General features: G+C 41.7%; 27 protein-coding genes. 8 read left to right on the top strand and 19 right to left on the bottom strand.

The features are described from left to right. Positions 1-4: 4 nt before the first annotated feature. The 4 genes from BUE31_RS26495 (at position 5) to BUE31_RS26480 (ending at position 3,336) form a co-directional block, all read left to right on the top strand. Positions 5-1,585, top strand: coding sequence for a SusD/RagB family nutrient-binding outer membrane lipoprotein (locus tag BUE31_RS26495; RefSeq protein WP_073406887.1), 1,581 nt, complete (start codon positions 5-7; stop codon positions 1,583-1,585). Between the two features lie 71 nt (positions 1,586-1,656). Next, on the top strand, positions 1,657-1,857 hold the full coding sequence (locus tag BUE31_RS26490; protein WP_143167270.1) for a hypothetical protein: 201 nt from the start codon (positions 1,657-1,659) through the stop codon (positions 1,855-1,857). 3 nt (positions 1,858-1,860) lie between these two features. Continuing rightward, complete coding sequence (locus BUE31_RS26485; RefSeq protein ID WP_073406885.1) at positions 1,861-2,679, top strand: glycerophosphodiester phosphodiesterase family protein; 819 nt, start codon at positions 1,861-1,863, stop codon at positions 2,677-2,679. A 174-nt stretch (positions 2,680-2,853) separates the two neighbouring features. Then, the gene (locus BUE31_RS26480; RefSeq protein WP_073406884.1) at positions 2,854-3,336 is read left to right on the top strand and encodes a hypothetical protein; all 483 of its coding nucleotides are present in this window, start codon (positions 2,854-2,856) and stop codon (positions 3,334-3,336) included. A gap of 11 nt (positions 3,337-3,347) precedes the next feature. On the opposite strand, the gene BUE31_RS26475 is transcribed toward BUE31_RS26480, so the two are convergent. The 3 genes from BUE31_RS26475 to BUE31_RS26465 all read right to left on the bottom strand — a co-directional run bounded on the left by BUE31_RS26475 (position 3,348) and on the right by BUE31_RS26465 (position 7,158). After that, on the bottom strand, positions 3,348-5,372 hold the full coding sequence (locus tag BUE31_RS26475; protein WP_083620361.1) for a PAS domain S-box protein: 2,025 nt from the start codon (positions 5,370-5,372) through the stop codon (positions 3,348-3,350). A gap of 151 nt (positions 5,373-5,523) precedes the next feature. Next, entirely contained in the window at positions 5,524-6,756 is a 1,233-nt protein-coding gene (locus tag BUE31_RS26470) for an aminotransferase class V-fold PLP-dependent enzyme (protein ID WP_073406883.1), read from the bottom strand. A gap of 9 nt (positions 6,757-6,765) precedes the next feature. Next, positions 6,766-7,158, bottom strand: a complete 393-nt coding sequence (locus BUE31_RS26465; RefSeq protein WP_073407051.1) for a RidA family protein — start codon at positions 7,156-7,158, stop codon at positions 6,766-6,768. Positions 7,159-7,283: 125 nt separating this feature from the next. On the opposite strand from BUE31_RS26465, the gene BUE31_RS26460 reads away from it, so the two are divergent. Beyond that, a complete protein-coding gene (locus tag BUE31_RS26460) occupies positions 7,284-7,742 on the top strand; it encodes an Lrp/AsnC family transcriptional regulator (RefSeq protein WP_073406882.1) in 459 nt (152 codons plus the stop codon). Positions 7,743-7,841: 99 nt separating this feature from the next. Here the strand turns inward: BUE31_RS26460 and rplS are convergent, their stop codons facing one another. The 12 genes from rplS to BUE31_RS26400 all read right to left on the bottom strand — a co-directional run bounded on the left by rplS (position 7,842) and on the right by BUE31_RS26400 (position 13,769). Further along, positions 7,842-8,189, bottom strand: a complete 348-nt coding sequence (gene rplS, locus BUE31_RS26455) for a 50S ribosomal protein L19 (protein WP_073406881.1) — start codon at positions 8,187-8,189, stop codon at positions 7,842-7,844. 210 nt (positions 8,190-8,399) lie between these two features. Beyond that, entirely contained in the window at positions 8,400-8,633 is a 234-nt protein-coding gene (locus BUE31_RS26450; protein ID WP_073406880.1) for a hypothetical protein, read from the bottom strand. A gap of 4 nt (positions 8,634-8,637) precedes the next feature. After that, a complete protein-coding gene (locus BUE31_RS26445; RefSeq protein ID WP_073406879.1) occupies positions 8,638-9,129 on the bottom strand; it encodes a hypothetical protein in 492 nt (163 codons plus the stop codon). 43 nt (positions 9,130-9,172) lie between these two features. After that, complete coding sequence (locus tag BUE31_RS26440) at positions 9,173-9,736, bottom strand: RNA polymerase sigma factor (protein ID WP_073406878.1); 564 nt, start codon at positions 9,734-9,736, stop codon at positions 9,173-9,175. Positions 9,737-9,895: 159 nt separating this feature from the next. After that, positions 9,896-10,573 (bottom strand): tRNA (guanosine(37)-N1)-methyltransferase TrmD, encoded by a 678-nt coding sequence (trmD, locus tag BUE31_RS26435; RefSeq protein WP_073406877.1) that lies wholly within the window; start codon positions 10,571-10,573, stop codon positions 9,896-9,898. 185 nt (positions 10,574-10,758) lie between these two features. Next, entirely contained in the window at positions 10,759-11,157 is a 399-nt protein-coding gene (locus tag BUE31_RS26430) for a VOC family protein (RefSeq protein ID WP_073406876.1), read from the bottom strand. Then, a complete protein-coding gene (locus tag BUE31_RS26425) occupies positions 11,147-11,572 on the bottom strand; it encodes a VOC family protein (RefSeq protein WP_073406875.1) in 426 nt (141 codons plus the stop codon). The genes BUE31_RS26430 and BUE31_RS26425 overlap by 11 nt, the downstream gene beginning before the upstream one ends. A 46-nt stretch (positions 11,573-11,618) precedes the next feature. Beyond that, a complete protein-coding gene (locus BUE31_RS26420) occupies positions 11,619-11,819 on the bottom strand; it encodes a helix-turn-helix transcriptional regulator (protein ID WP_073406874.1) in 201 nt (66 codons plus the stop codon). A 2-nt stretch (positions 11,820-11,821) separates the two neighbouring features. After that, the gene (locus BUE31_RS26415) at positions 11,822-12,256 is read right to left on the bottom strand and encodes a hypothetical protein (RefSeq protein WP_143167269.1); all 435 of its coding nucleotides are present in this window, start codon (positions 12,254-12,256) and stop codon (positions 11,822-11,824) included. 61 nt (positions 12,257-12,317) lie between these two features. Continuing rightward, positions 12,318-12,518 (bottom strand): hypothetical protein, encoded by a 201-nt coding sequence (locus BUE31_RS26410; protein ID WP_073406872.1) that lies wholly within the window; start codon positions 12,516-12,518, stop codon positions 12,318-12,320. A gap of 37 nt (positions 12,519-12,555) precedes the next feature. After that, positions 12,556-13,080, bottom strand: a complete 525-nt coding sequence (rimM, locus tag BUE31_RS26405; protein ID WP_073406871.1) for a ribosome maturation factor RimM — start codon at positions 13,078-13,080, stop codon at positions 12,556-12,558. A gap of 140 nt (positions 13,081-13,220) precedes the next feature. Beyond that, entirely contained in the window at positions 13,221-13,769 is a 549-nt protein-coding gene (locus tag BUE31_RS26400; protein ID WP_073406870.1) for a 30S ribosomal protein S16, read from the bottom strand. A 465-nt stretch (positions 13,770-14,234) separates the two neighbouring features. On the opposite strand from BUE31_RS26400, the gene BUE31_RS26395 reads away from it, so the two are divergent. The 3 genes from BUE31_RS26395 to BUE31_RS26385 all read left to right on the top strand — a co-directional run bounded on the left by BUE31_RS26395 (position 14,235) and on the right by BUE31_RS26385 (position 16,064). Next, positions 14,235-15,272: a PAS domain-containing protein gene (locus BUE31_RS26395; RefSeq protein ID WP_073406869.1), complete on the top strand. Its 1,038-nt coding sequence runs from the start codon at positions 14,235-14,237 to the stop codon at positions 15,270-15,272. Between the two features lie 183 nt (positions 15,273-15,455). Continuing rightward, positions 15,456-15,734 carry a type II toxin-antitoxin system RelE/ParE family toxin gene (locus BUE31_RS26390; protein ID WP_073406868.1) on the top strand — a complete coding sequence of 93 codons (279 nt, stop codon included), beginning with the start codon at positions 15,456-15,458 and terminating at the stop codon, positions 15,732-15,734. Positions 15,735-15,755: 21 nt separating this feature from the next. Further along, the gene (locus BUE31_RS26385) at positions 15,756-16,064 is read left to right on the top strand and encodes a HigA family addiction module antitoxin (protein ID WP_200801991.1); all 309 of its coding nucleotides are present in this window, start codon (positions 15,756-15,758) and stop codon (positions 16,062-16,064) included. Between the two features lie 36 nt (positions 16,065-16,100). Here BUE31_RS26385 and pfkA read toward each other — a convergent pair whose 3' ends face one another. The 4 genes from pfkA to BUE31_RS26365 form a co-directional block, all read right to left on the bottom strand. Beyond that, positions 16,101-17,078, bottom strand: a complete 978-nt coding sequence (gene pfkA / locus BUE31_RS26380; RefSeq protein ID WP_073407050.1) for a 6-phosphofructokinase — start codon at positions 17,076-17,078, stop codon at positions 16,101-16,103. A gap of 250 nt (positions 17,079-17,328) precedes the next feature. After that, positions 17,329-19,041 (bottom strand): protein-disulfide reductase DsbD family protein, encoded by a 1,713-nt coding sequence (locus BUE31_RS26375; protein WP_083620359.1) that lies wholly within the window; start codon positions 19,039-19,041, stop codon positions 17,329-17,331. A gap of 15 nt (positions 19,042-19,056) precedes the next feature. After that, entirely contained in the window at positions 19,057-19,509 is a 453-nt protein-coding gene (locus tag BUE31_RS26370) for a protein-disulfide reductase DsbD domain-containing protein (protein ID WP_073406866.1), read from the bottom strand. Positions 19,510-19,635: 126 nt separating this feature from the next. Beyond that, the gene (locus tag BUE31_RS26365) at positions 19,636-20,406 is read right to left on the bottom strand and encodes a biotin--[acetyl-CoA-carboxylase] ligase (protein ID WP_073406865.1); all 771 of its coding nucleotides are present in this window, start codon (positions 20,404-20,406) and stop codon (positions 19,636-19,638) included. Positions 20,407-20,435: the final 29 nt, after the last annotated feature.

The raw sequence follows: 20,435 nt of genomic DNA, 5'->3' as shown, positions 1-20,435 counted from the left end.
TAAAATGAAAACATTAAAATTAACCATAGCTTCCTTAGCATTCCTGGTAGCAGTATCGGGTTGTAAAAAGGAATTCGATGCGGATGTTGTGAACAAAAACCTGCCAATAACGGGTATTTCACCAAGCTTATTATTACCGAATATAGAACAGGATATGTTTGTAGCCCCGTTTGGCGACGAAGAAAAAGCGAGCCAGTTCACAGCAATTAACTATACCTATTACGGTAGCAACCAATATTGGACAGGCAGCGCGGGTTTTAATTACACTACATTGAATAATGTTGTTGCGATGGAAACTGAAGCGGGCAAACTAAGTGCTACCCTTTCAAAACCATACCAGGCCTTGGCTAAATTTTTCAGGGCCTATTATTTTGTAAGCATGAGCCTTAAGGTTGGCGATGTGCCGATGACCGAGGCATTGCAAGGTTTAAAAAACCCAACGCCTGCATATGATAAGCAGAAACAAATATTCATAAACGCTTTGGCATTGCTTGAATCAGCAAACACTGATTTTGGGGATATGAATTCAGTTAATGCATTAACCAGCGGTACTTACTCGATTCCTGCTACTTACGACATCTACTTCGCAGGCGACTTAACAAAATGGCAAAAAGCAGTTAACGCATTCAGGTTAAGGGTACTAATTGCTTTAAGCAAAAAGGTTAGCACCGATGCTGATTTGAATGTTGCTTCGCAGTTTTCCGCAATATTGTCAAATCCTTCTAAATATCCTCTGATGTCATCGATGGGTGACAACTTGCAGCATGTTTACGACGGCGTGTTCTCTATCTATCCAAATAGCCCCAGGAACTATGGTAATGATGCAACACGCGATAACATGGCTGCAACTTACCTGAACACCCTGGCTTCGCTGAACGATTTGCGTGCGCTGGAAGTTGCTGAACCTGCCCGCGGTTTGGGTTTTGCCGATACTTCTTATAGCTCATTTGTTGGTGGTGCGTCAGGCCAGGCATTGAGTGCTATGGCTCAATTAATACAGCAGCAAAAAATTTCATTGATAGGCCGCCATCGTTATTATGAAACCCTAACCGGCGAAAATACGTTCATCATAAGTTATCCTGAAATGTGCTTCAATATTGCTGAAGGTTTAAACCGTGGCTGGGCAGCAGGCGATGCTGAAGCATGGTATAAAAACGGTATCAATGCCGATCTAGGTTTCTATGGTGTTAAAGACGGCGCCAATTCCATTACTTTCCAGAAAAGTTATTTTGGAATTTTATATGATGATATTACCTATACAGTGCACTTTAGTTATAATGGATATTATAATCAGTCGGTCGTTAAATATGCCGGAAATAATGCTGCTGGTTTAAACCAAATATTAATACAAAAATATCTTGCTTTTGCCCGTAACTCAGGTTTGGAGGCGTACTATCAGTGGCGCCGTACCGGTGTGCCAGCGTTTGATATTGGCCCTGGTAACACCGTAAATGGTAAGATACCTTTAAGATACCAGTACCCTGTAAATGAAAGATCTGCAAATTCGAAAAATTATAATGCAGCAGTAACAAGCCAATACGGTGGTTCTGACGATATTTACCAATCAATGTGGTTGATAAAATAATTGCACTTTTACAGGAAGCCATCCGCCAAAACCGGGTGGCTTCTTTGTTTACAAACTTTTTATATACTTCTATGAAAAAATTAAGCCTGCTTATAATCGCAATTGGTATGTTTCTGCAGCTAAACGCACAAAACACCAAAACTCAAAATATAGTAATTGTTACACTTGACGCCTTCCGCTGGCAGGAACTTTACAGGGGGGCTGACTCTACTCTCATCAACTCAAAGTTTAACAGCGATAAAGAAGGGATAACCTACATCACACTAAAATAAATCATGAAATTAATAACCATAGTTTTAGCCCTGTTATTCCTGGTAATTAAAGCTGATTGCCAATCCAACCCTGTACCAAAAGCAAGGCATAAATATATTGTTGTTGCTCACCGGGGCGATCATACTGTTTATCCTGAAAACACGCTGGAAGGCTATACCGCAACCATTAAAGACGGCGCCGACTATATTGAAATAGACCTTCGAACCACCAGCGATGGAAAGCTCATCAGCCTTCATGATGCCAGCATAAACCGGATGACGGATAACAAAGGGTTGATCAAAGACCTTACCCTGCAGCAGGTAAAGGAGCTTAAAATAAGGGTTAAAAGCAAGCCAGATACGGCTACTTACCGTATTCCCACTTTTGAGCATATCCTGGAGCTATGCAAGGATAAAATTTATATCTATATAGATTTTAAGGACGCTGATGCAACGGCAACCCTTAACTTATTAAAACAATACCATATGGAAAAACAGGTGCTGGTTTATATCAATAAGGCTTCGCAGATTACCGACTGGCGTAAAACCGACCCAACCATGCCGTTGATGCTGAGCACACCCGATAGTGTTAAGGATGCCGGAGCCATGAAAAAGTTTATTGATGCATATCACCCGGATGTGCTCGACGGAAATTATAATACCTACACAAGCGATATGCTTGCGTTTGCGGCCTCGGTTAATCTACCTGTTTGGCCCGATGCCCAAGGTCCGATGGAAGGGCCAGCGGTTTGGGATAAGGCAATTGCCATAGGCTTAAAGGGTTTGCAAACAGATAACCCACCCGCTTTAATAAAATACCTGGAAGGGAAGGGGCTGAGGTAAATTGCTTTATTAGCAGAGAGTAACACCTGTTTCAAATTCATGGATTAGCTTAAACCCGCAAGGGACCTGCTGGGTATAAATCCGTTATTAAGCGCCAATATTTACAGCAATAAATATTGGCGCTTAATAGTTTAAAAATTTTACGATATTTAGGTTACACTTAACTATTCAGCCATGAAAAATATATTGTACCTCATTACCGGGTTAGTAATTTGTTTTATTGCATTTACGTCGATATCAAAAATCAGGAAGCCGGTTCAGGACAGCTTAACCAGCCGGCTTATTGGCGAATGGCGGAATGTGTATGTAAAAATCATCATCCATAACAAAAACAAACCTGCTGCAACCATGGAAGCCGATAGTACCAATTGGGAAGCCAGGCTTGGCATTAAACCAATCCGCACGCATTTTATGGAGGATGGCACTTATTATTCGGAATACAGGAACAAGAAGGACAGCCTGGTTAGGCGGCCATCGGGAACATGGAACATAAAAGGAGATTCCCTTACGATGACACAGTTAAAACCCGACAAAAACATATTAAAAGTGCAGGTAAAGATCAGCAATGACCATGCTACCTTTAATGGCCTGATTGATTTTGACGGCGAGGGAGTCCTGAACGATGAATACTTCGGGATCCAGAAGAAATTTAAATAGGTTTTGGACTTTTAAGTTAAATCCTGTTCTACCGGGATCTCGAAAAAGAAAGTGGAACCTTTGCCCTTTCCGCTCTCTATCCACAGCCTCCCTTTATGCCTGCTGATGATCTCTTTGCTGATGAATAAGCCAATTCCAAGGCCTGAGATATGATTAGCCATGTCTTCAACGCGGTAAAACCTCGTAAAGATCCGTTCCTGCTGCTCCTTACTTATCCCAAGCCCAAAATCCTGCACTGCAACAACCGCTTTATTTTCAGCCATTGATACGGAGATGTTAACAAGGTCAGCCCCCGGTGAGTATTTGACAGCGTTCGACAACAGGTTGATGATCACCTGTTCAATTCTTTGCTTATCCGCCGTAACCATTATTTTATCAAGCTCCGAAGTTAATACCAGCCTGTGTGTTTTGGTTGAATACTGCATTATCTCGGTAGCTTCGTGCAACAGTTGCAACAGGTCGAACCCGGTGAAAGAAAAGGGGAGCTGCCCGGTTTCAATTTTTGATACATCCAGCAGGTCTGAAATCAGGTCCGATAGTTTATTTATCTGCGCCAGGGCTTTTTCAATAAAACTTTTATTTACATCGTCAACGGCCAGGCGCCGGTTTATGATCTGCAAATAGCCGCTCAGGCTGGTTACCGGGGTTTTTAACTCATGGCTGGCAAGGCCTATAAACTCATCCTTTTTATCATTAAGCTTTTTAATCTCTTCGTATAGCTTTGCGTTTTCTAACGCAATAGCTGCCTGGGTTGCCACGCTTTCAATAATAACCTCATGATGGCTGGTAAACTTCCCGGCTTCGGGGTGCCCATAAAATAAGCCGCCTATTACCGGCCCTGCTTTTGAAATTACGGGCACAGCCAGGTAGCTTACCACCGGTAAATGCCCTTTGGGCATCCCAAAATACGGGCTGTTTTTGCCGTAACGCGGGTCCTTTGTTATATCATCAACCCTTACTGTACCCTCACCATTAAAAGTAGGGCTAAAAACAGCGGTATTGCGGGGCATCCCAAATTTTTCAAAAGCTTCCCTGGGTGCTCCCGATAAGGTATACAGCATGTACGATTCACCGTGTTCATCAAACTTATTATAGAAGAAAGCTCCGAAAGCAGCACCGGTAACCTGTGTGGTAACATCGGTAACCTGTTGTAAAATGTCATGTACAGCCAATCGCTCCGAAATCATTTTGCCAACAATATTCAGTGTTTCAAGGTTGTTAGCATAGCGCTGCAGATTTTCTTCGGCAATTTTTTGCCTGGTTATATCACGCGCAATTTTTGAGGCCCCTATAACCTGCCCTTTTGTGTTCAGGATAGGTGATATGGTTAGCGAAAGCGGGATCTCCGTCCCGGCCTTGGTTAACCGGTATGTTTCATAATGTTCCACCTTTTTGCCCTGCCTTATTTTCTCAATTATTTCTTCTTCTTCCTTCCTGCGGTTATTTGGAATTATAAGCGTAATATGTTTTCCTATAACCTCCTGCTCACTGTAGCCAAACATCCGCTCTGCCGAGTTATTCCAGGTGGTTATTATCCCGTTAAGCGTTTTACTTACTATCGCATCTTCTGACGATTCGATGATGGTGGCAAGCATGGCTTGTTTGCCCTCGCTGTTTCTTTGTTCGGTTACGTCTATCAGCGTATTTACTGCGCCAATCAATTCGCCCGCATCATTAAAGGTTGGTACCGGGTATGGCAGCACGTTAAGCCTGGCTCCGTCGGGCCGTTGTATAATTATCTCTTCACCTTCAACGGCAACGCCTTCTTTTAAGGTGCGCGCCATAGGGCAGCTATCCAGGTTCAGCGGTTCGCCATTAAGCTGAAATATTTTCCATGACCCACACCAGAGGTCCTTGCCAATTTCGGGTGTACGGCCCCATAGCTTTACGGCAACCTGGTTAAATGAAGTAATAAAACCTTGTTTATCGCACGTATAAATTGCAATTGGTAAACTATCAAAAAGCTGCCCTGCAAGCTGATTAGATGCAGCTGGCGATTCTTTTTTTTTCAATTGACCGGATTCTTGTGCTATCATACTATTTGCTGTAATCTGTTAACCAAAAACAGTCCTATATGTTTTATAAAAACAAGCCAAACGCAACACAAAACAGCCTTTCCCGAAAATCAGGAAAGGCCGGGGTGTTTTTAATTTCCCTTATAAGTTACATGCCAGAAAATCAAATTTACTATGTTATAGTTATTTCTTTTACGGCTTCAATAAATTGATCTATCTCATCAACAGTGTTGTAATAATGCGGGGAAGCACGGATGGCCCACTTTACATTTTTCTCGTCAAAATCAATAACAGCAAAGTTCCTGTAGCTGGGCACCACGTTTATTTTTCGTTTAAGCAGCTCCCCTGCTAAATAGACCGGGTCTGATCCGGCAACATTAAATGTAACCAGTCCGCCCAATTCCAGTCCGCGGTCTAACACCCTTACTTTATCAATCAAAGCTAATTTTTGACGCATATAGGCCGATAATGTTTTAACGCGCTGCCAAATCCTGTCTTCACCTACCTTCAGGCAATATTCAATAGCATAGCGGTTTCCCAATACAAGCGCGTATGCAAACTCCCAGTCCTCAAACCGTTTAGCATCATCTGCTTGCTTGTAAATATCTTTCTCTATCCATTGGGCGCCACGCATGTCAATAAACAGGGGCTCCAATCCATCGGCCAGCACCTTGTCTGACACATACAAGAATCCCGATCCCCGCGGCCCTCTCAAAAACTTTCTGCTGGTTACACTTAAAAAATCGCATTTCAGCTCTTCCAGGTCAAGCTTCATTTGCCCGATCGACTGGCAGGCATCAAGCAGGTAAAGGGTATCGTAATTTGATGCTATTTCCCCAATCTGTTTAACAGGTTGAACCAGGCCGGAGTTGGTTGGGATATGCGTAACCGAGAGCAAACGTGGCTTAAGCGTTTTAAGCTTATGGTCAAGATCATTAAGGTCAATCCCCCCTTCCGGTGCATTTTTAACCCTTTCTATCCTAACTCCAAACCTTTTTTGGCAGGAGAGGAACTGGATCTGGTTCGAAATAAAATCATCATTAGAGGTAAGGATCACATCGCCTTTATTAAACGGAATGGACGACAGTGCACGTGTATATGAATCTGTAGCGCTCGCAGTAAAAGCAATGTTAACAGGCTTGCAGTTGATCAATTTTGCCGCCTGGGTATAAAACCCGTTTATCGATTCGGCTTTAAGAGCCGACGCCTCATAACCACCAATGGCAGCCTCTAGTTTAATGTGATCAATTATTGATTGGGTTACCGGGTCGGGCATCAGGCCGGCCCCGGCGTTGTTGAGGTGGATTACATTTGAACAGCCTTCGGTTTCTTGTCTGAACGAGAGAATTTCTTCGTCAGTAAAAGGCTGGTTAGCCCCGGATAGGTTTTCGTTACCTGTTTTCATAAAAATGGTTTAAATAATTACGTCAATTTTAAGCTCTGCAATACATTCAATCTCTACCAGGGCGTTGTAGGGCAGCCCTTTTACCGCTATGGTAGATCGTGCCGGGCGATGATCTCCCAGCATTTTGGCATAAACCGCATTCATTTTCGGAAAATGTTCCATGTCGGTAATAAACACATTTACCTTTACCAGATCTGAGAGTGATAAACCTGCGGCAATTAAAACCAGTTCAAGATTTTTAAGCGCTCTTTGTGTTTGACCTTCTATATCCGGCGATTCGATCTTCATTGTAACCGGGTCAACCGGTGTTTGGCCTGAACAATATAATAAGTTACCGGTTTGAATGGCCTGCGAGTAAGGGCCTATTGCTTTAGGCGCTTCTGCTGAAAAAAATGATTTCATTTTTGTTTTTAGATTGAATTTCTTTATGTCCAAAATTACCTGTACTATCGTGTTGAAATCCCGCAAATACATCCGCTAAGTGGGTTTTAAAGGTGTTTTTGACCCTATAAACGCGTTAAATCTGCATGAAAACAGATCAGTTTGATAAACATATCCTTCGCCTGGTACAACAGAACAACAGGCTTACCGCCGAGGAACTAGCCGATATGGTCGGTCTCAGCCCATCTGCCGTTCAACGACGCTTGAAAAGATTAAGGGAGGAGAAGATAATTGAAGCGGATGTTTCCATCGTTTCGCCAAAGGCCGGCGGAATTGAAGTAACCTGTATTGTTGATGTGATCCTGGAACGGGGCAGCTCGCAGATGATCGAAAAATTCAAATTGGCAATGCAGCAGCTAAGCGAAGTAATGCAATGCTATTATGTTACAGGAACTTATGATTTTATAATGATAGTAAATACGCTATCTATGCAGCAATACGAGGAATTCACAAAAAAATGGCTGATGGATAACCCCAATGTAAAACACTTTTATACCCACGTAGTAATGGATAAGGTAAAAGTTGGGTACAGTATTGCTATTTAATTTACAGGCAAAAATAAAATTTACAAAAAAGCCCTTCCGGAAAATCCAGAAAGGCTTTTTAATATATCAATCCATTCACCCTTTAAGGGGTTAGGGAACTTAAACTCTTTTTGACTTGATACGGGCTGCTTTACCTGTAAGCGCACGTAAGTAATAAAGTTTAGCACGACGTACTTTACCGTGGCTGTTTACTTCAATTTTATCAATGTTTGGTGAGTTGATAGGGAATATACGCTCAACGCCAATGCCGTTTGATACTTTACGAACGGTAAAGGTTTCGGTATTGCCGGTACTGTTGCGCTGAATAACAACGCCCTGGTAAACCTGGATACGTTCTTTATTTCCTTCTCTGATTTTATAATGTACACTTACTGTATCACCAGCCTTAAAGGTTGGAAGTTGTCTTACTACTACTGATTGTTCTTCAACAAATTTTACTAAATCCATGATTTTTAGCTCTTAAAGCGATTTTTAGCCCGTAAAAATCGGATTGCAAGTATAGGGATATTTTTTTGAATATAAAAGAGGATATTAAAAATTTCCACATTTTGTATTTTGTTAACAAAATTAGGGTTGGATCGGGTAAAGTCGAAAGTCAGTAAAGTCCGAAAGAAAAAGCAAGGATGGATTACAAAAACTCAATCAACCTAATCCAACTCAATCAACCTTCTTCCCCGCCTCCGTAAAATAGGCAATAATGGTATAAACCAACCCGATCAGCAACAGGTTGAACACAAAATTTGTAAGGGTATCGCTTACTGAATGTGAACGGCTGTCAATATCAATAAATGTATATATTGCAAATGCTGCTGCTATAACCAATATTACCCAGCCAATTACCGATGCCGGCCAATAAATAATTCCTTTACGTGTAAACCAGTTTAATTTCATAGCATTAATTTTTAATGGATATTGATTCAGTCATTACAAAACTTATAAAAGCAAATAATATGGCCAGGCTTATTAATATAAGCACGATGTTCCAAAGTTTAATTCTCAGGCTGATGTTGAACTCGCGCACCTTGCTTCGTACGGGATCAATCTTTTGATGGCTTATATGTGTTATGCCCAGTATATTAATGATGACGCAGATTAAGGGCAGGAGAAAAAACAATACCGGCGCCAAAAAGCCCATGCCCCGGGTTTTCTCAAGGCCCATTATAAGCGCAAACATGGAACCAAACCACCCGGCCCTGATGTGAAACCCATAATACATAAGCACACACAATAAAAAATAGCAGGGCACAACAATAAGCCATACCCCAAACGCAGCCGAGCGCTCTGCATTCATAATGGCCATTTTTACCATTTTGGGATGTTCGCGCGGATCAATTTCCGGTAACTGTAAGTTTTCCATTTTCTTTAAAAATTCGTCTTTATCTTTCATGTTAATTACCCTTATAATGCAAAGCCTGTATTTGGTTGCAGTGTTAAAGCATATTTCTTAATTTTTCCAGGCCGCGTGATAGCAGGGATTTTACAGTCCCCTCATTTTTATCCAATATGTCGCTTATTTCGCGGTTTGTTTTTTGTTCAAAATAGCGCAGCGCTATTACTTCCTGGTATTTAATATCCAGCTTAAGCAGGTTTGTGCGGATCAGGTTATAATCGTTAAAAGCCTGCAATTCCTTTTCTATCGCTTCGCGCTCATCATCGTCTTGCTGGTGTAGCAATTTTTCCATTTGAGGGTTTTCCAGCAATTGCTGTAACGATTGCGGCTTATACCTGCTGCTGCGGTAATATTGGTTAAGCTCGTTAGTGGCAATCCGAAACAGCCAGGACGAAAGGCTGATGCCCCGCCATTGAAATGTGTTTATTTTTAGAAAAGCTTTTAGAAAAGTTTCGGCAGCAATATCCTTCGACAGGTCATATTCAGCCGTACGACGCATAATATACCCAAAAACCGGTTTATACCACAGATCAAACACCTGCCCAAAAGCGGCAGGGTCGTTGCGGCATTGCTGTATCAGTTCTTTTTCCTGTTCGGGGTTCATGGTTGCAACGCTATAATGCAGGTATGGCGTTTTGGTTGCAATCTAATTTAGGGATTTTATGTTGAAGAGGGAATCCCGCTGTAGGGGCGCATCGCATACGCCCTATACCTGTAGAAATTGTATAGGGCGTATGCGATACGCCCCTACGGTTAAATTAACCTATTCATCCAGCAGATCCGGCCTTCTCACCCTCGTCCGCTCCACGGCCTGCTCAAAGCGCCATTTTTCTATTTCGGGGGTATTGCCGCTCAAAAGGATGTCAGGCACCTGGTGGCCGTTCCAGTCGGCCGGTCGGGTATAAACAGGCGCATCAAGCAGGCCATCCTGGAAAGAATCAGAAAGGGCGGATGTTTCATCAGATAAAACACCTGGAATCAACCTTACTACCGCATCAACCAAAACAGCTGCCGGCAACTCACCGCCTGATAAAACATAATCACCTATGGAAATTTCACGGGTAACAAAAATATCGCGGATCCGCTGGTCAATGCCTTTATAATGCCCGCAAAGTATAATAATATTTTTTTTGATGGATAGCTGGTTGGCTATTGCCTGGTTCAGCGTCTCGCCATCGGGCGACATAAAAATCACCTCATCATAATCACGTTCGGCCTTTAGCTTTTCAATGCAGGCTGCAAATGGCGGTATGGTCATCACCATGCCGCTGCCACCGCCATAAGGATAATCATCAACGCTTTTTTGCTTGCTGGTTGAATAGTCGCGCAGGTTATGCACAACAATCTCAGCGATCCCTTTTTTTTGTGCACGCTGTAATATAGAATGTGCAAAAGGACTCTCGAGCAGGTTGGGCAAAACGGAAATGATATCAAAACGCATAGGGCAAAGATAGGGGAATAGAATTAAGAGAGGAAATAGAGTCAAGATTCAAGAAGGCAAGATTCAAGAAGTCAAGAGGTGTTAGAATAAAATGGAACTAAGATTCAGGATGGGATTGGGAATTAAGAGACACATAGTTAAAATAAGTTTTATCTTGATTCTTGACTTCTTGATTCTTGCATCTTTTACAAAGGCCTGCAAATTTCCCAATGATGCCCGTAAGGGTCAATAATATGTCCAAGCCGATAGCCATAATCCTGGTCGGCAACTGGATAAACTTCCGTAGCACCGGCAGCTATGGCGCTTGCTGCAAAAGCATCGGGATTGGCTACGATCAGCCCCATCCGGATAGGAACATTGCCGGATCTGCCAGTGATCAGATCATCTGACGATTTGTCGGCAACGAAAAAGCGGGCGCCGTTAATAGATAGCTCCGCCACAATTGCACCGTCAGGGGCTTCAACCCGCATCAGTTCGGCTGCATTAAAGGCCTTTTTGTAAAACTCAACTGCTGCCACTCCATTACTAACCGATAAGGTTGGCCTTATAGCGGTTTCAAAATCATCTGCCGGGTTATTTGCCATAGTTTTGCTTTGTTAATATATCCGGGTTAATTATCTTTTCAATCATCCAGTGATGACCAAAAGGGTCAACAACATTGCCCTGCCTGTAACCGTAATCATAATCCTGCACCGGCGATGTGACCCGGGCGCCAGCCGCCGCCGCTTGTGCCACCACAGCGTGCACATCTTCAACCATCAATCCAATGGTTACCGTTGTGCCGTTATGCATAGCAGGACTAAAAGCATTGGAATGCTGTGTTTGTTCATGCAGGTGAAACAGTGCACCGTCAATTGTAAGGCCGGCCACATGTATAGACCCATCATCATTATTAAGGCACCATAATTCAATGGCATTAAAAGCTTTGGTATAAAAGCTGATGTCAGTTACCCCATTTGGAATAACCAGCTGAGGTGTAAAGGTTGTTTTGGTTTTCATCTGTTTTTTCTCTTGATTCCTGACTCCTGATTTCTTGATTCTCCCTTCAATCCCCCTCTTCCAGCATAAAAACCTCCTCAAGCGCTTTACCAAACACTCTTGAAATTTTTAATGCCAGCACCGTTGAAGGTACATATTTATTACTTTCAATAGAATTAATGGTTTGGCGGGATACGCCAACCTGTCCGGCCAGGTCTCCCTGGCTTATATTTTTAATGGCGCGCTCTACACGAATATTATTTTTCATAATTATACCTCCCGGCTTAATGATTGGTTAAGCCTGAAAATAACCCACCGGAAACGAACGATAAAAAATATAAGCGGAACCCATAAATTCAATTCTAAAATATGCCCGGTATCATTAATAAAAACCAGGCTAATGATCAGGATGAGGTAATTGATATAGATAGACCAGCGCAGGGAATCAAGACGAATTTGCCAGATCTGTTCATCCTCGATTTTTTCTTTGGCAAAAGCAACTAAAAATAACCCAAGGGTCATTAGCAATGCGGTGCACATAAAAAACAGGTGTTCGCCGGTAAACAGACTCAAATTACGGGACTGATCATCAAGGATATTGAACATTCCATTCATTCTGCCTATAATAGATATCGGAACATGTGCAATTGCCAATCCCCAGCCCAGGTAATGGCACCAATAGGGAAATAGAAAACGAGATTTCATGTTTGTAAAGCTTGGTTTACCAAATGTAAAATAAACTTTACAGAATGTCAAATAAAATTAACTATAATGCAGGCGGGACAAAATGCTTTTTTACCAATGCTTCAACTTTATGACGAATATGGGTTGAAATGGGTTTCCCCCAAATAACCTTATATCTTCCGTCGGCCCTGGTAATAATAGAGAAGTAGTTATTTAACTCCCCATTTATTTCACTTGGGTTGTTTAATTGTATTTGCTTAATTTCCTGATCGAAATTTTCCATGAGTTCTTTTTTAATTTAATGTGTATGTGCCCAAACCTTAATCCAAATAAATATCCAGCAAGCCATCCGGCAAATCAACCCTTACAATTTCTTTAACCACATCAATGCCTTTAATTACTTCTTCATTTAGCGGGAAAAGCACTTCACAGTTTTTGTAGGTAAGGGTTGCAAGGATCTGCTGAGGGTACTCCTGCACATTGGTGATCTTACCGAGCTCGCCCTCGTAGTCGTCAATGGCGGTAAAGCCAACCAGGTCGAACAGCGTAAATTCGGCTTCCGCCTTTTTTGGCTTTAATTTATTGGGCAGGTAAAGGTCCTTCTTTGCAAGATGCGCTGCTTTTTCAATGGTGTCCACATCCTCCAAAATTAAATACGCCGCATTTTTCTGTAGGTATTTTATCGAGCTTACAAAATATGGCACTAGCTTACCGGCTATTTCAATAAACAGCGAATTGAACTTTATGGCCTCAATGCCGTCAAAATCGGTATAAATATGCAGCTCGCCCTTCAATCCCTTGGTTTTTATCGTGCTGCCTATTCTGAAACAATCTTCGGTTGTCATGGTACAATGTTTGGTTTCTTCGCTTATAGCGACAAGGTTAAAATAACAATGGCGAAAATCCTGTTAGGATCTTCGCCATTATATTATTTAGAAGACTTTCCTGACTCTTATAGTCTTGCTTCTTGTGTCTGTTACAGGAATTATTCAGCAGCTGGAGTTTCGTCAGCAGCAGCCTCAGGAGTTTCAGATACTTCTTCTTCAACCGCAGGAGCTTCAACTTCTTCAACCGCAGGTGTGTTTTTAGCAACAATTGCAGCAGCTTTTGCTTCCTTCTTTTTAGCCTCGGCAGCCAAAGCAGCTTTACGTGCTTCGTCTTTCGCAGATACTAAGTTGGTTTTTTTACCGGTGATCTTTCCGTCTTTGGTATCAAGCCATTCCTGGAATTTTGTTTCAACCTGTTCTTCGGTTAAAGCACCTTTTTTAAGACCGCCCTGTAAGTGTTTTTTGTATAAAACGCCTTTGTACGACAGGATTGCACGACAAGTATCTGTTGGCTGTGCACCACTGTTAACCCAATCAAGGGTTTTATCGAAGTTAATGTCGATAGTTGCAGGGTTAGTGTTTGGGTTGTATGAGCCTAAACGCTCAATAAAACGTCCGTCACGCGGCGCGCGCGCATCGGCTACTACGATATAATAAAAAGGTTTTCCTTTTTTACCGTGTCTTTGCAATCTGATTTTAGTTGCCATTTTTTTATTTTATGTATTCAACATTGTCCCCGGAGTTCTTTCTGCGGGGATGCAAAGGTAGGTATTTTATTTATTAATTGGAAATGATTTTTTAAGGCCGAAAGTCGGGAAAGGCCGGAAGGCCGAAAGATTAGTGGCTTACGGCACCGTGTATTAACTTAAAATGCCCAAAATTCGGTTAGGGGGCAATAATATTTAAACCAGATCATTCAATAGTAAGCCTTCTAATAATTTACCGTTTCGCAATCTATCTTTTGATTTTTATATTGATCCAACCTTGCTTTCGGCCTTCCGGCCTTTCCCGACTTTCGGACTTTTCTCAAAATTTTCTTTAAAAAATCAACGGATATGAGTACTATCGCAAAATAAATGAGTGCAAAGTTTATGGCCTGCTATGCAGGAAACGCATTTTATTAAAAACAATCGTTAATTTTACAGTTATGACCCAAGCACTTAATTTAACATATGCCGGATCTGCCTCTTAACGGACTTGGGTTCTTTTTTGATGACAACCCTAACCCTATGTGGGTTTATGAAATATCGTCATTGCTGATACTAAAGGTAAATAAAGCGGCTACTGAGAGCTACGGTTACGCCGAAGCTGAATTTTTGACGCTTACGCTCCGCGATTTACGTGACCCTTCCGAACTCAATGCGCTTGATAGTTACCTGGCTGAAAACACGCTTGATTTAAAGGGAATAGTTCATGCGGGTATTTGGAAGCATAAAAGCAAAAGCGGCAACCTTATTTATGCCGAAATTTCAAGTCACGATATAACCTTTAAAGCTGCTGCCTGCCGGATTGTGGTTGCCACCGATGTAAGCGAGAAAATCCGGTACCAGGAAGAGGCGAAACTTAAGGAGCAAGAGCTTGAGTGGACCAAAAGCAGCCTTGAAGCACTGATCAACAATACGGAAGATCAGATCTGGTCGGTTGATAAAGAAACCCGCTATGTTTATATGAACCAGGCCTACCGCAACAAAATTGCGCACTTAACCGGCATTGAGCCCAAAGAGGGCGATTATTCGTACCTGCATGCCGGCTACGATGAACAGATCATTAAAACCTGGAACAGCTATTACAGCCGTGCGCTTTCCGGAGAAATATACACGGTAGTAAATGAAAGTATTGATCCTGATACAAAAGAGCTGCTCTCGTTCGAAATAAACTTTAACCCCATTTATAATGAAAAAGGCGAAATTACCGGGATTGGTTGTTTTGCCCGTAATATTACCCAAAGGCTTAAATCCGAAAAAGCTATTATTGATCAAAATGAACGCCTGCGCCATATTGCATCATTAACATCGCACGAGCTGCGCCGCCCTGTAGCAAGCATGCTGGGATTAATTGCCATTATGGACAGAAGGAATTTCTTTAATCCCGATAATAAAGAAATTATTGAACACCTGCTAACCGTTGGCAATGAAATTGACGAGGTGATCCGTTTAATAGTTGATAAAACCTTTATGGATCATTTACCAGGTAAATACCAGGCACCGTGATGATTTAGCTATGGAGAACTTAGCAAAGCTATCTTAAATAATAAAAGGTCTGTGTTACTCCGTATAGACTGCCAAATACCAAAATACTATGTTATTGTGGTGTTTGAAATCCCAAATCATTATACTTATTAAGGATTTAAAAATAAATTTGACACCCGACACGTTTCGCGTTACATTTGTATAATGATTTTAAGCATTCGGCATAAAGGATTAAGACTTTATTTTGAAAAAGGAGATGCTTCTAAGCTTCAACCTCAGCATATTAGTAAAATAAGGTTGATCTTAACCCGTTTACAATCAGCCAAAGCTATTAGTGATATGAATATACCAGGATATGGCTTACATCAATTAAGTGGCGAACTTAAAGGTTTTTGGGCTGTTAAAATTGATAAGAACTATCGGATCATATTTCAATTCATTGCCGAAGATGTTCACGAAGTAGATTATTTAGATTATCATTAAAGGAGGATTAGAAAAATGCAGATGATGTTTGACCCCGCCCACCCTGGTGAATTGATCCGCGAAACGCTGGATGGTTTAAAAGAAGAAACCGGGCAGAAATTAACCGTTGAGCAGGTAGCAGCCGGATTAGGCACAACCCGCAAAACACTGTCGGCAATTATTAATGGAAAACAAGGCATAAGCCCCGAAATGGCTTTGCGTTTAAGTAAGGCATTTAATACAACACCAGAGTTTTGGCTTCACGCCCAGGAAAACTACGACCTTGCGCAAGCACGTAAAAAGGTTGACATTCAAAAGGTTACTGTTTTCTGGCAGCCAAAGGTGGCATAATTTGTCATCTTATTCGCAAAGCGTTGGTGTTCTACGCTATATCGCCAGTATCTCCACTATCTTTAAAAAGTCGGGGTTAATCTCTGCAATATGTTTGGTTGCATGCTCAAACGGGGTATAAGCAATATCGTTATGGATCAATCCTATCATTTCGTTACGGTGACCGGCCATTAAAGCTTCTACTGCTGCAACACCAACACGGCTTGCCAGCACCCGGTCCATACATGAAGGCCTGCCGCCACGCTGAATGTGACCCAATACCGAAACGCGGGTGTCATAATTAGGAAATTTTTCTTTTATCTGCCTGCCCACTTCAAAAGCATCACCCGCTTCGCCGTTTTCGGCAAGCATAATTATTTTTGATGATTTGTCTTTACGGCCTTTTTCAAGCTTATCAAATACTGCGTTAATATCGGTTGGGCTTTCGGGGATCAAAATAGTTTCGGCGCCTGCAGCAATACCTGTACGCAAGGCTATCAAACCCGAGTCGCGGCCCATTACCTCAACAATAAACAGTCTGTCGTGCGATTCTGCCGTATCCCTTATCTTATCAACCGCATCAACTACGGTATTAATTGCCGTATCATATCCAATGGTAAAATCAGTGCCGCAAAGGTCATTATCAATAGTTCCGGGCAAGCCAATAACAGGGATGTCAAACTCTTCGCTAAAAGCCTTTGCGCCTCTAAAGGTTCCGTCGCCGCCTATGGCAACCAGGGCATCAACGTTATGCTTTTTCAATTGCTCATAAGCTTCCTTACGGCCTTCGGGGGTCCTGAATTGCTCACTGCGCGCTGTTTTTAATATGGTACCGCCACGTTGGATAATGTTTGAAACGGATTTCCGGTCCATTGGGAACAAATCTCCCTTTATCATCCCTTCGTAGCCACGGCGAATGCCCGTTACTTCAATACCATAATAAATGGCTGACCGCACTACCGCCCTTATGGCAGCATTCATTCCCGGCGAATCGCCGCCCGATGTAAAAAGTCCTATGTTTTTTATTTGCGTCATTTTATGATTGGCGCTGCTTCGCACTGAAAAAAGTATCTGAATTAATGCTTTTATCAAGATATAACGATAAAAAACCGCTACTCTTTTAAAAGTTCCGCGAATTTACACTATTTTTTCGGGAGAGCCGAGTGTTTTTGTAAAAGAGAGCAGAAAAGAGGCAAGAGATAAGAGGCAGGAATCAAGATAGAAATTATGTGACTGATTGGATTTTATCACATTTCTTCTATCCTGATTCCTGTCCCTGATTCTTTTATTTACTGTTTTTATAGGCTGCTATTCCGTTGTCTAAATATTTTATAAAATCAGCCGTACTGCTTGAGCCTTGCGGCGTTACAAGCGCTTCGCCTTTTTCATTTATCAAAACATAATAAGGCTGTGCGTTTGAATTGTATTTTGTGATCTCCAGGTCGAGCCATTTGCCGCCTAAGGTGCTTATGGTTTTACCGTTATAGGCTGATTTTGTTTGCTCGGCCACCGGAAGCCCAGTTTTATCATCAATAACCAATTGCAGTACCACAAAATCGTCCTGCAATCGTTTTAAAACTTCCGGATTAGGCAATACTGTTGATTCCATTTTACGGCAGTTTACGCAATTCCAGCCCGTAAAATCTATCATAATAGGTCTGTGCAATTGCTTTGCAACCTCAACAGCCTGGTCATAATCATACCAGTCATCTATCCCTTTAACCTTTGGCAGGCGTTTAAAAAGATCTTCGTATTTTTTTGTTTTTATAGATGAACTATTAACGGCAGAAGGGGCGGCAGCGCCAACACCCTGTGATAAATCAAAATCCTGGGTACTTAGCGGCGGCAAAAATGCGCTGATTGATTTTAACGGCGCGCCCCATAGGCCAGGGATCATGTAAACCACAAATGCCAATATAATAAGCGTTATAAAGGTTCGTGGTACTGACATGTAAGGCAGATCGCTATCATGCGAGAATTTGATCTTACCGATAAGGTACAATACCATTAAAATGCCGATGCCAATCCATAACGATAAAAATATTTCCCTGTCGAACCAGTTCCAGTGATAGGCCAGGTCAACATTTGATAAAAACTTTAATGCAAAACCTATTTCAATAAAGCCCAGTATCACTTTAACGCTGTTAAGCCATCCGCCTGATTTTGGCAGGCTTTTTAACGCAGAAGGGAACATGGCAAACAAAGTGAACGGCAATGCTATAGCCAGCGAAAAGCCAAGCATAACAACTGCGGGGGCAAGCCTTTCGCCTTTGGTAACTGCATCTACCAGCACCAAACCAATAGCAGGCCCCGTGCAGGAAAAAGAAACTACAACCAGCGTTGCCGCCATAAAAAAGATCCCAACCAGCCCGCCTTTGTCTGAATTTTCGTCGAGCTTATTTGCGAAAGAGCTGGGCAGGGTAATTTCAAATGCTCCAAGAAACGAGACCCCGAAAACAATCAGCAATAAAAAAAAGAAAAAGTTAAATATGCCGTTAGTAGCCAATCCGTTTAAAGCCGCCGGCCCAAAGGCAATGGTAATAATTAAGCCAAAAACTACATAAATAAATATAATTGACAGGCCATATAGAAGCGATTGGAATATGGCATTAGCCCTTGTGCCGCCCCTTTTGGTAAAAAAGCTAACGGTAAGCGGCAGCATTGGATAAACGCAAGGCAACAGGAAGGCCGCAAAGCCGCCCAAAAAACCGGCAAGAAAGATCTGCCACAATGTTCTGGGTGTTTCTTTACTACTTTTGGTTGGGGTTTTTGAAACAGGCTGCGCATTTGCAACTTGTTGTTGTTTCTTTTTGGCCGCCGCCAGGCTATCCGCCGCTGTAGGAATGTCAGTAAACTGAACGTCGCCGGTGGATACAGCTGTGTCGGCTTTTTTATTTTGAAGGGCCTTAACCGGGTTTAAGCCTGCAATAAAAAAAGCAACAACTGTAAACAGTAAAAACAACCCGGTTTTTGCAGAACGGCTTTTGAATGATTTCATTTCTGTTGCCGTAAATTATTTACCTAATGGAATAGAGAAATCAATATCTTCAGGAGGAAGGCATTTTTGATCGTTACAGGTCATGTATTCCAACTGGCCCTTAACGGCTGTTGCATTGGCAGATTTCAGCTTAATTTTTTGCTGAAACACTACTGATTTTTCAAAATAGGTAACGTCCATTTTAAACGTGGACTCATATTTTTTGATTGGAGTTGGTTGTATGGGCTTGCCAACTAAACTATATTCTTTTGAGGGAGCAAAAGTGAACGACGTTTTGATAGGGCCGCCATCTTTCACATCTAATCCATAAATATGCCATTTATCATCAATAGTAGCCTTTAAAAACATCACTGCTTCGGTAGCGCTTATTTTTTTGGCCGCGTATGACCATTTTACATGCGATTCGATCTGGGCTTTCGCACCCAGGCTTAAAACCAGGGCAACTGCTGCCAATAGTACTTTCTTCATTTTATAGTTTTGTTTATTAGTTCCTTATTTTGTTCATTAGCTCAATTGTTCATTAGTTCATTGATGTATGGCGGTTAACGCCGTGCACCATTCAGGTCTCTTATACAGGCCCAATGAACCAGTGAACTATTGAACAAATGTAATTTCCTTCAGGCTAAACTCTAATTCTTCGTTCTTATTATTTTTAACAACCAGCATTCCATTATCTTTTACGTTGTTAATAATACCGTCAAACATGCCTTCTTTTGATCTGAAACTTTTCTTTTCGTTTAACCAGTATAGTCGTTTTAAATAAGTATTCCTTACAAAAGAAATTTTACCGGCTTTTAAATTCAGATAATATGCCTCAATATGCCTGCAAATTTCGGATAATAAACCATTTAAATCATAATCCTGATGTAAGATTTGCTTTAATGATATAGCATTTGGCAGGTGGTTAGGGAACGTTTCCTGGTTTATATTTAGGCCAATGCCAACAATGGCGTTTTTTATTTGTCCGCCCTGTATCATATTTTCAATTAGCATCCCGCCCAGTTTTTGGTCGGCGTAATAAATGTCGTTAGGCCATTTTATCTTTAATTTATCGCCGAGCAGGGGCGCCAAAGCATCAAAAACACCCAGACTCACAGCGCGAACAAGGTCAAACTGATCAGTAACGGGTAAAAAGGTTGGTTTTAATAAAATACTGAATGTTAAATTTTTACCGGGTTCGGCATGCCAGCCGTTTTGTTGCTGCCCTCTGCCTGCATACTGGTTTTCTGCCATAATGACTGTTCCTTCAATCAATGGCTTGGAATTTGACGCTAAATCTTTAAGAAAGTTATTTGTTGAATCAACTTGTTTAATTGTTATAAAATTTTGTCCAACAAATAACCCCGAAAATATGTTATTTTGCAAAGTATAATATTTTTAGATACGAAATCGTT

The sequence above is a fragment of the Mucilaginibacter sp. OK098 genome (assembly GCF_900142915.1).
Classification (GTDB): Bacteria; Bacteroidota; Bacteroidia; order Sphingobacteriales; family Sphingobacteriaceae; genus Mucilaginibacter.
The sequence above is the reverse complement of the archived record's forward strand: the minus strand, read 5'-3'. Positions and strand labels throughout refer to the sequence as shown.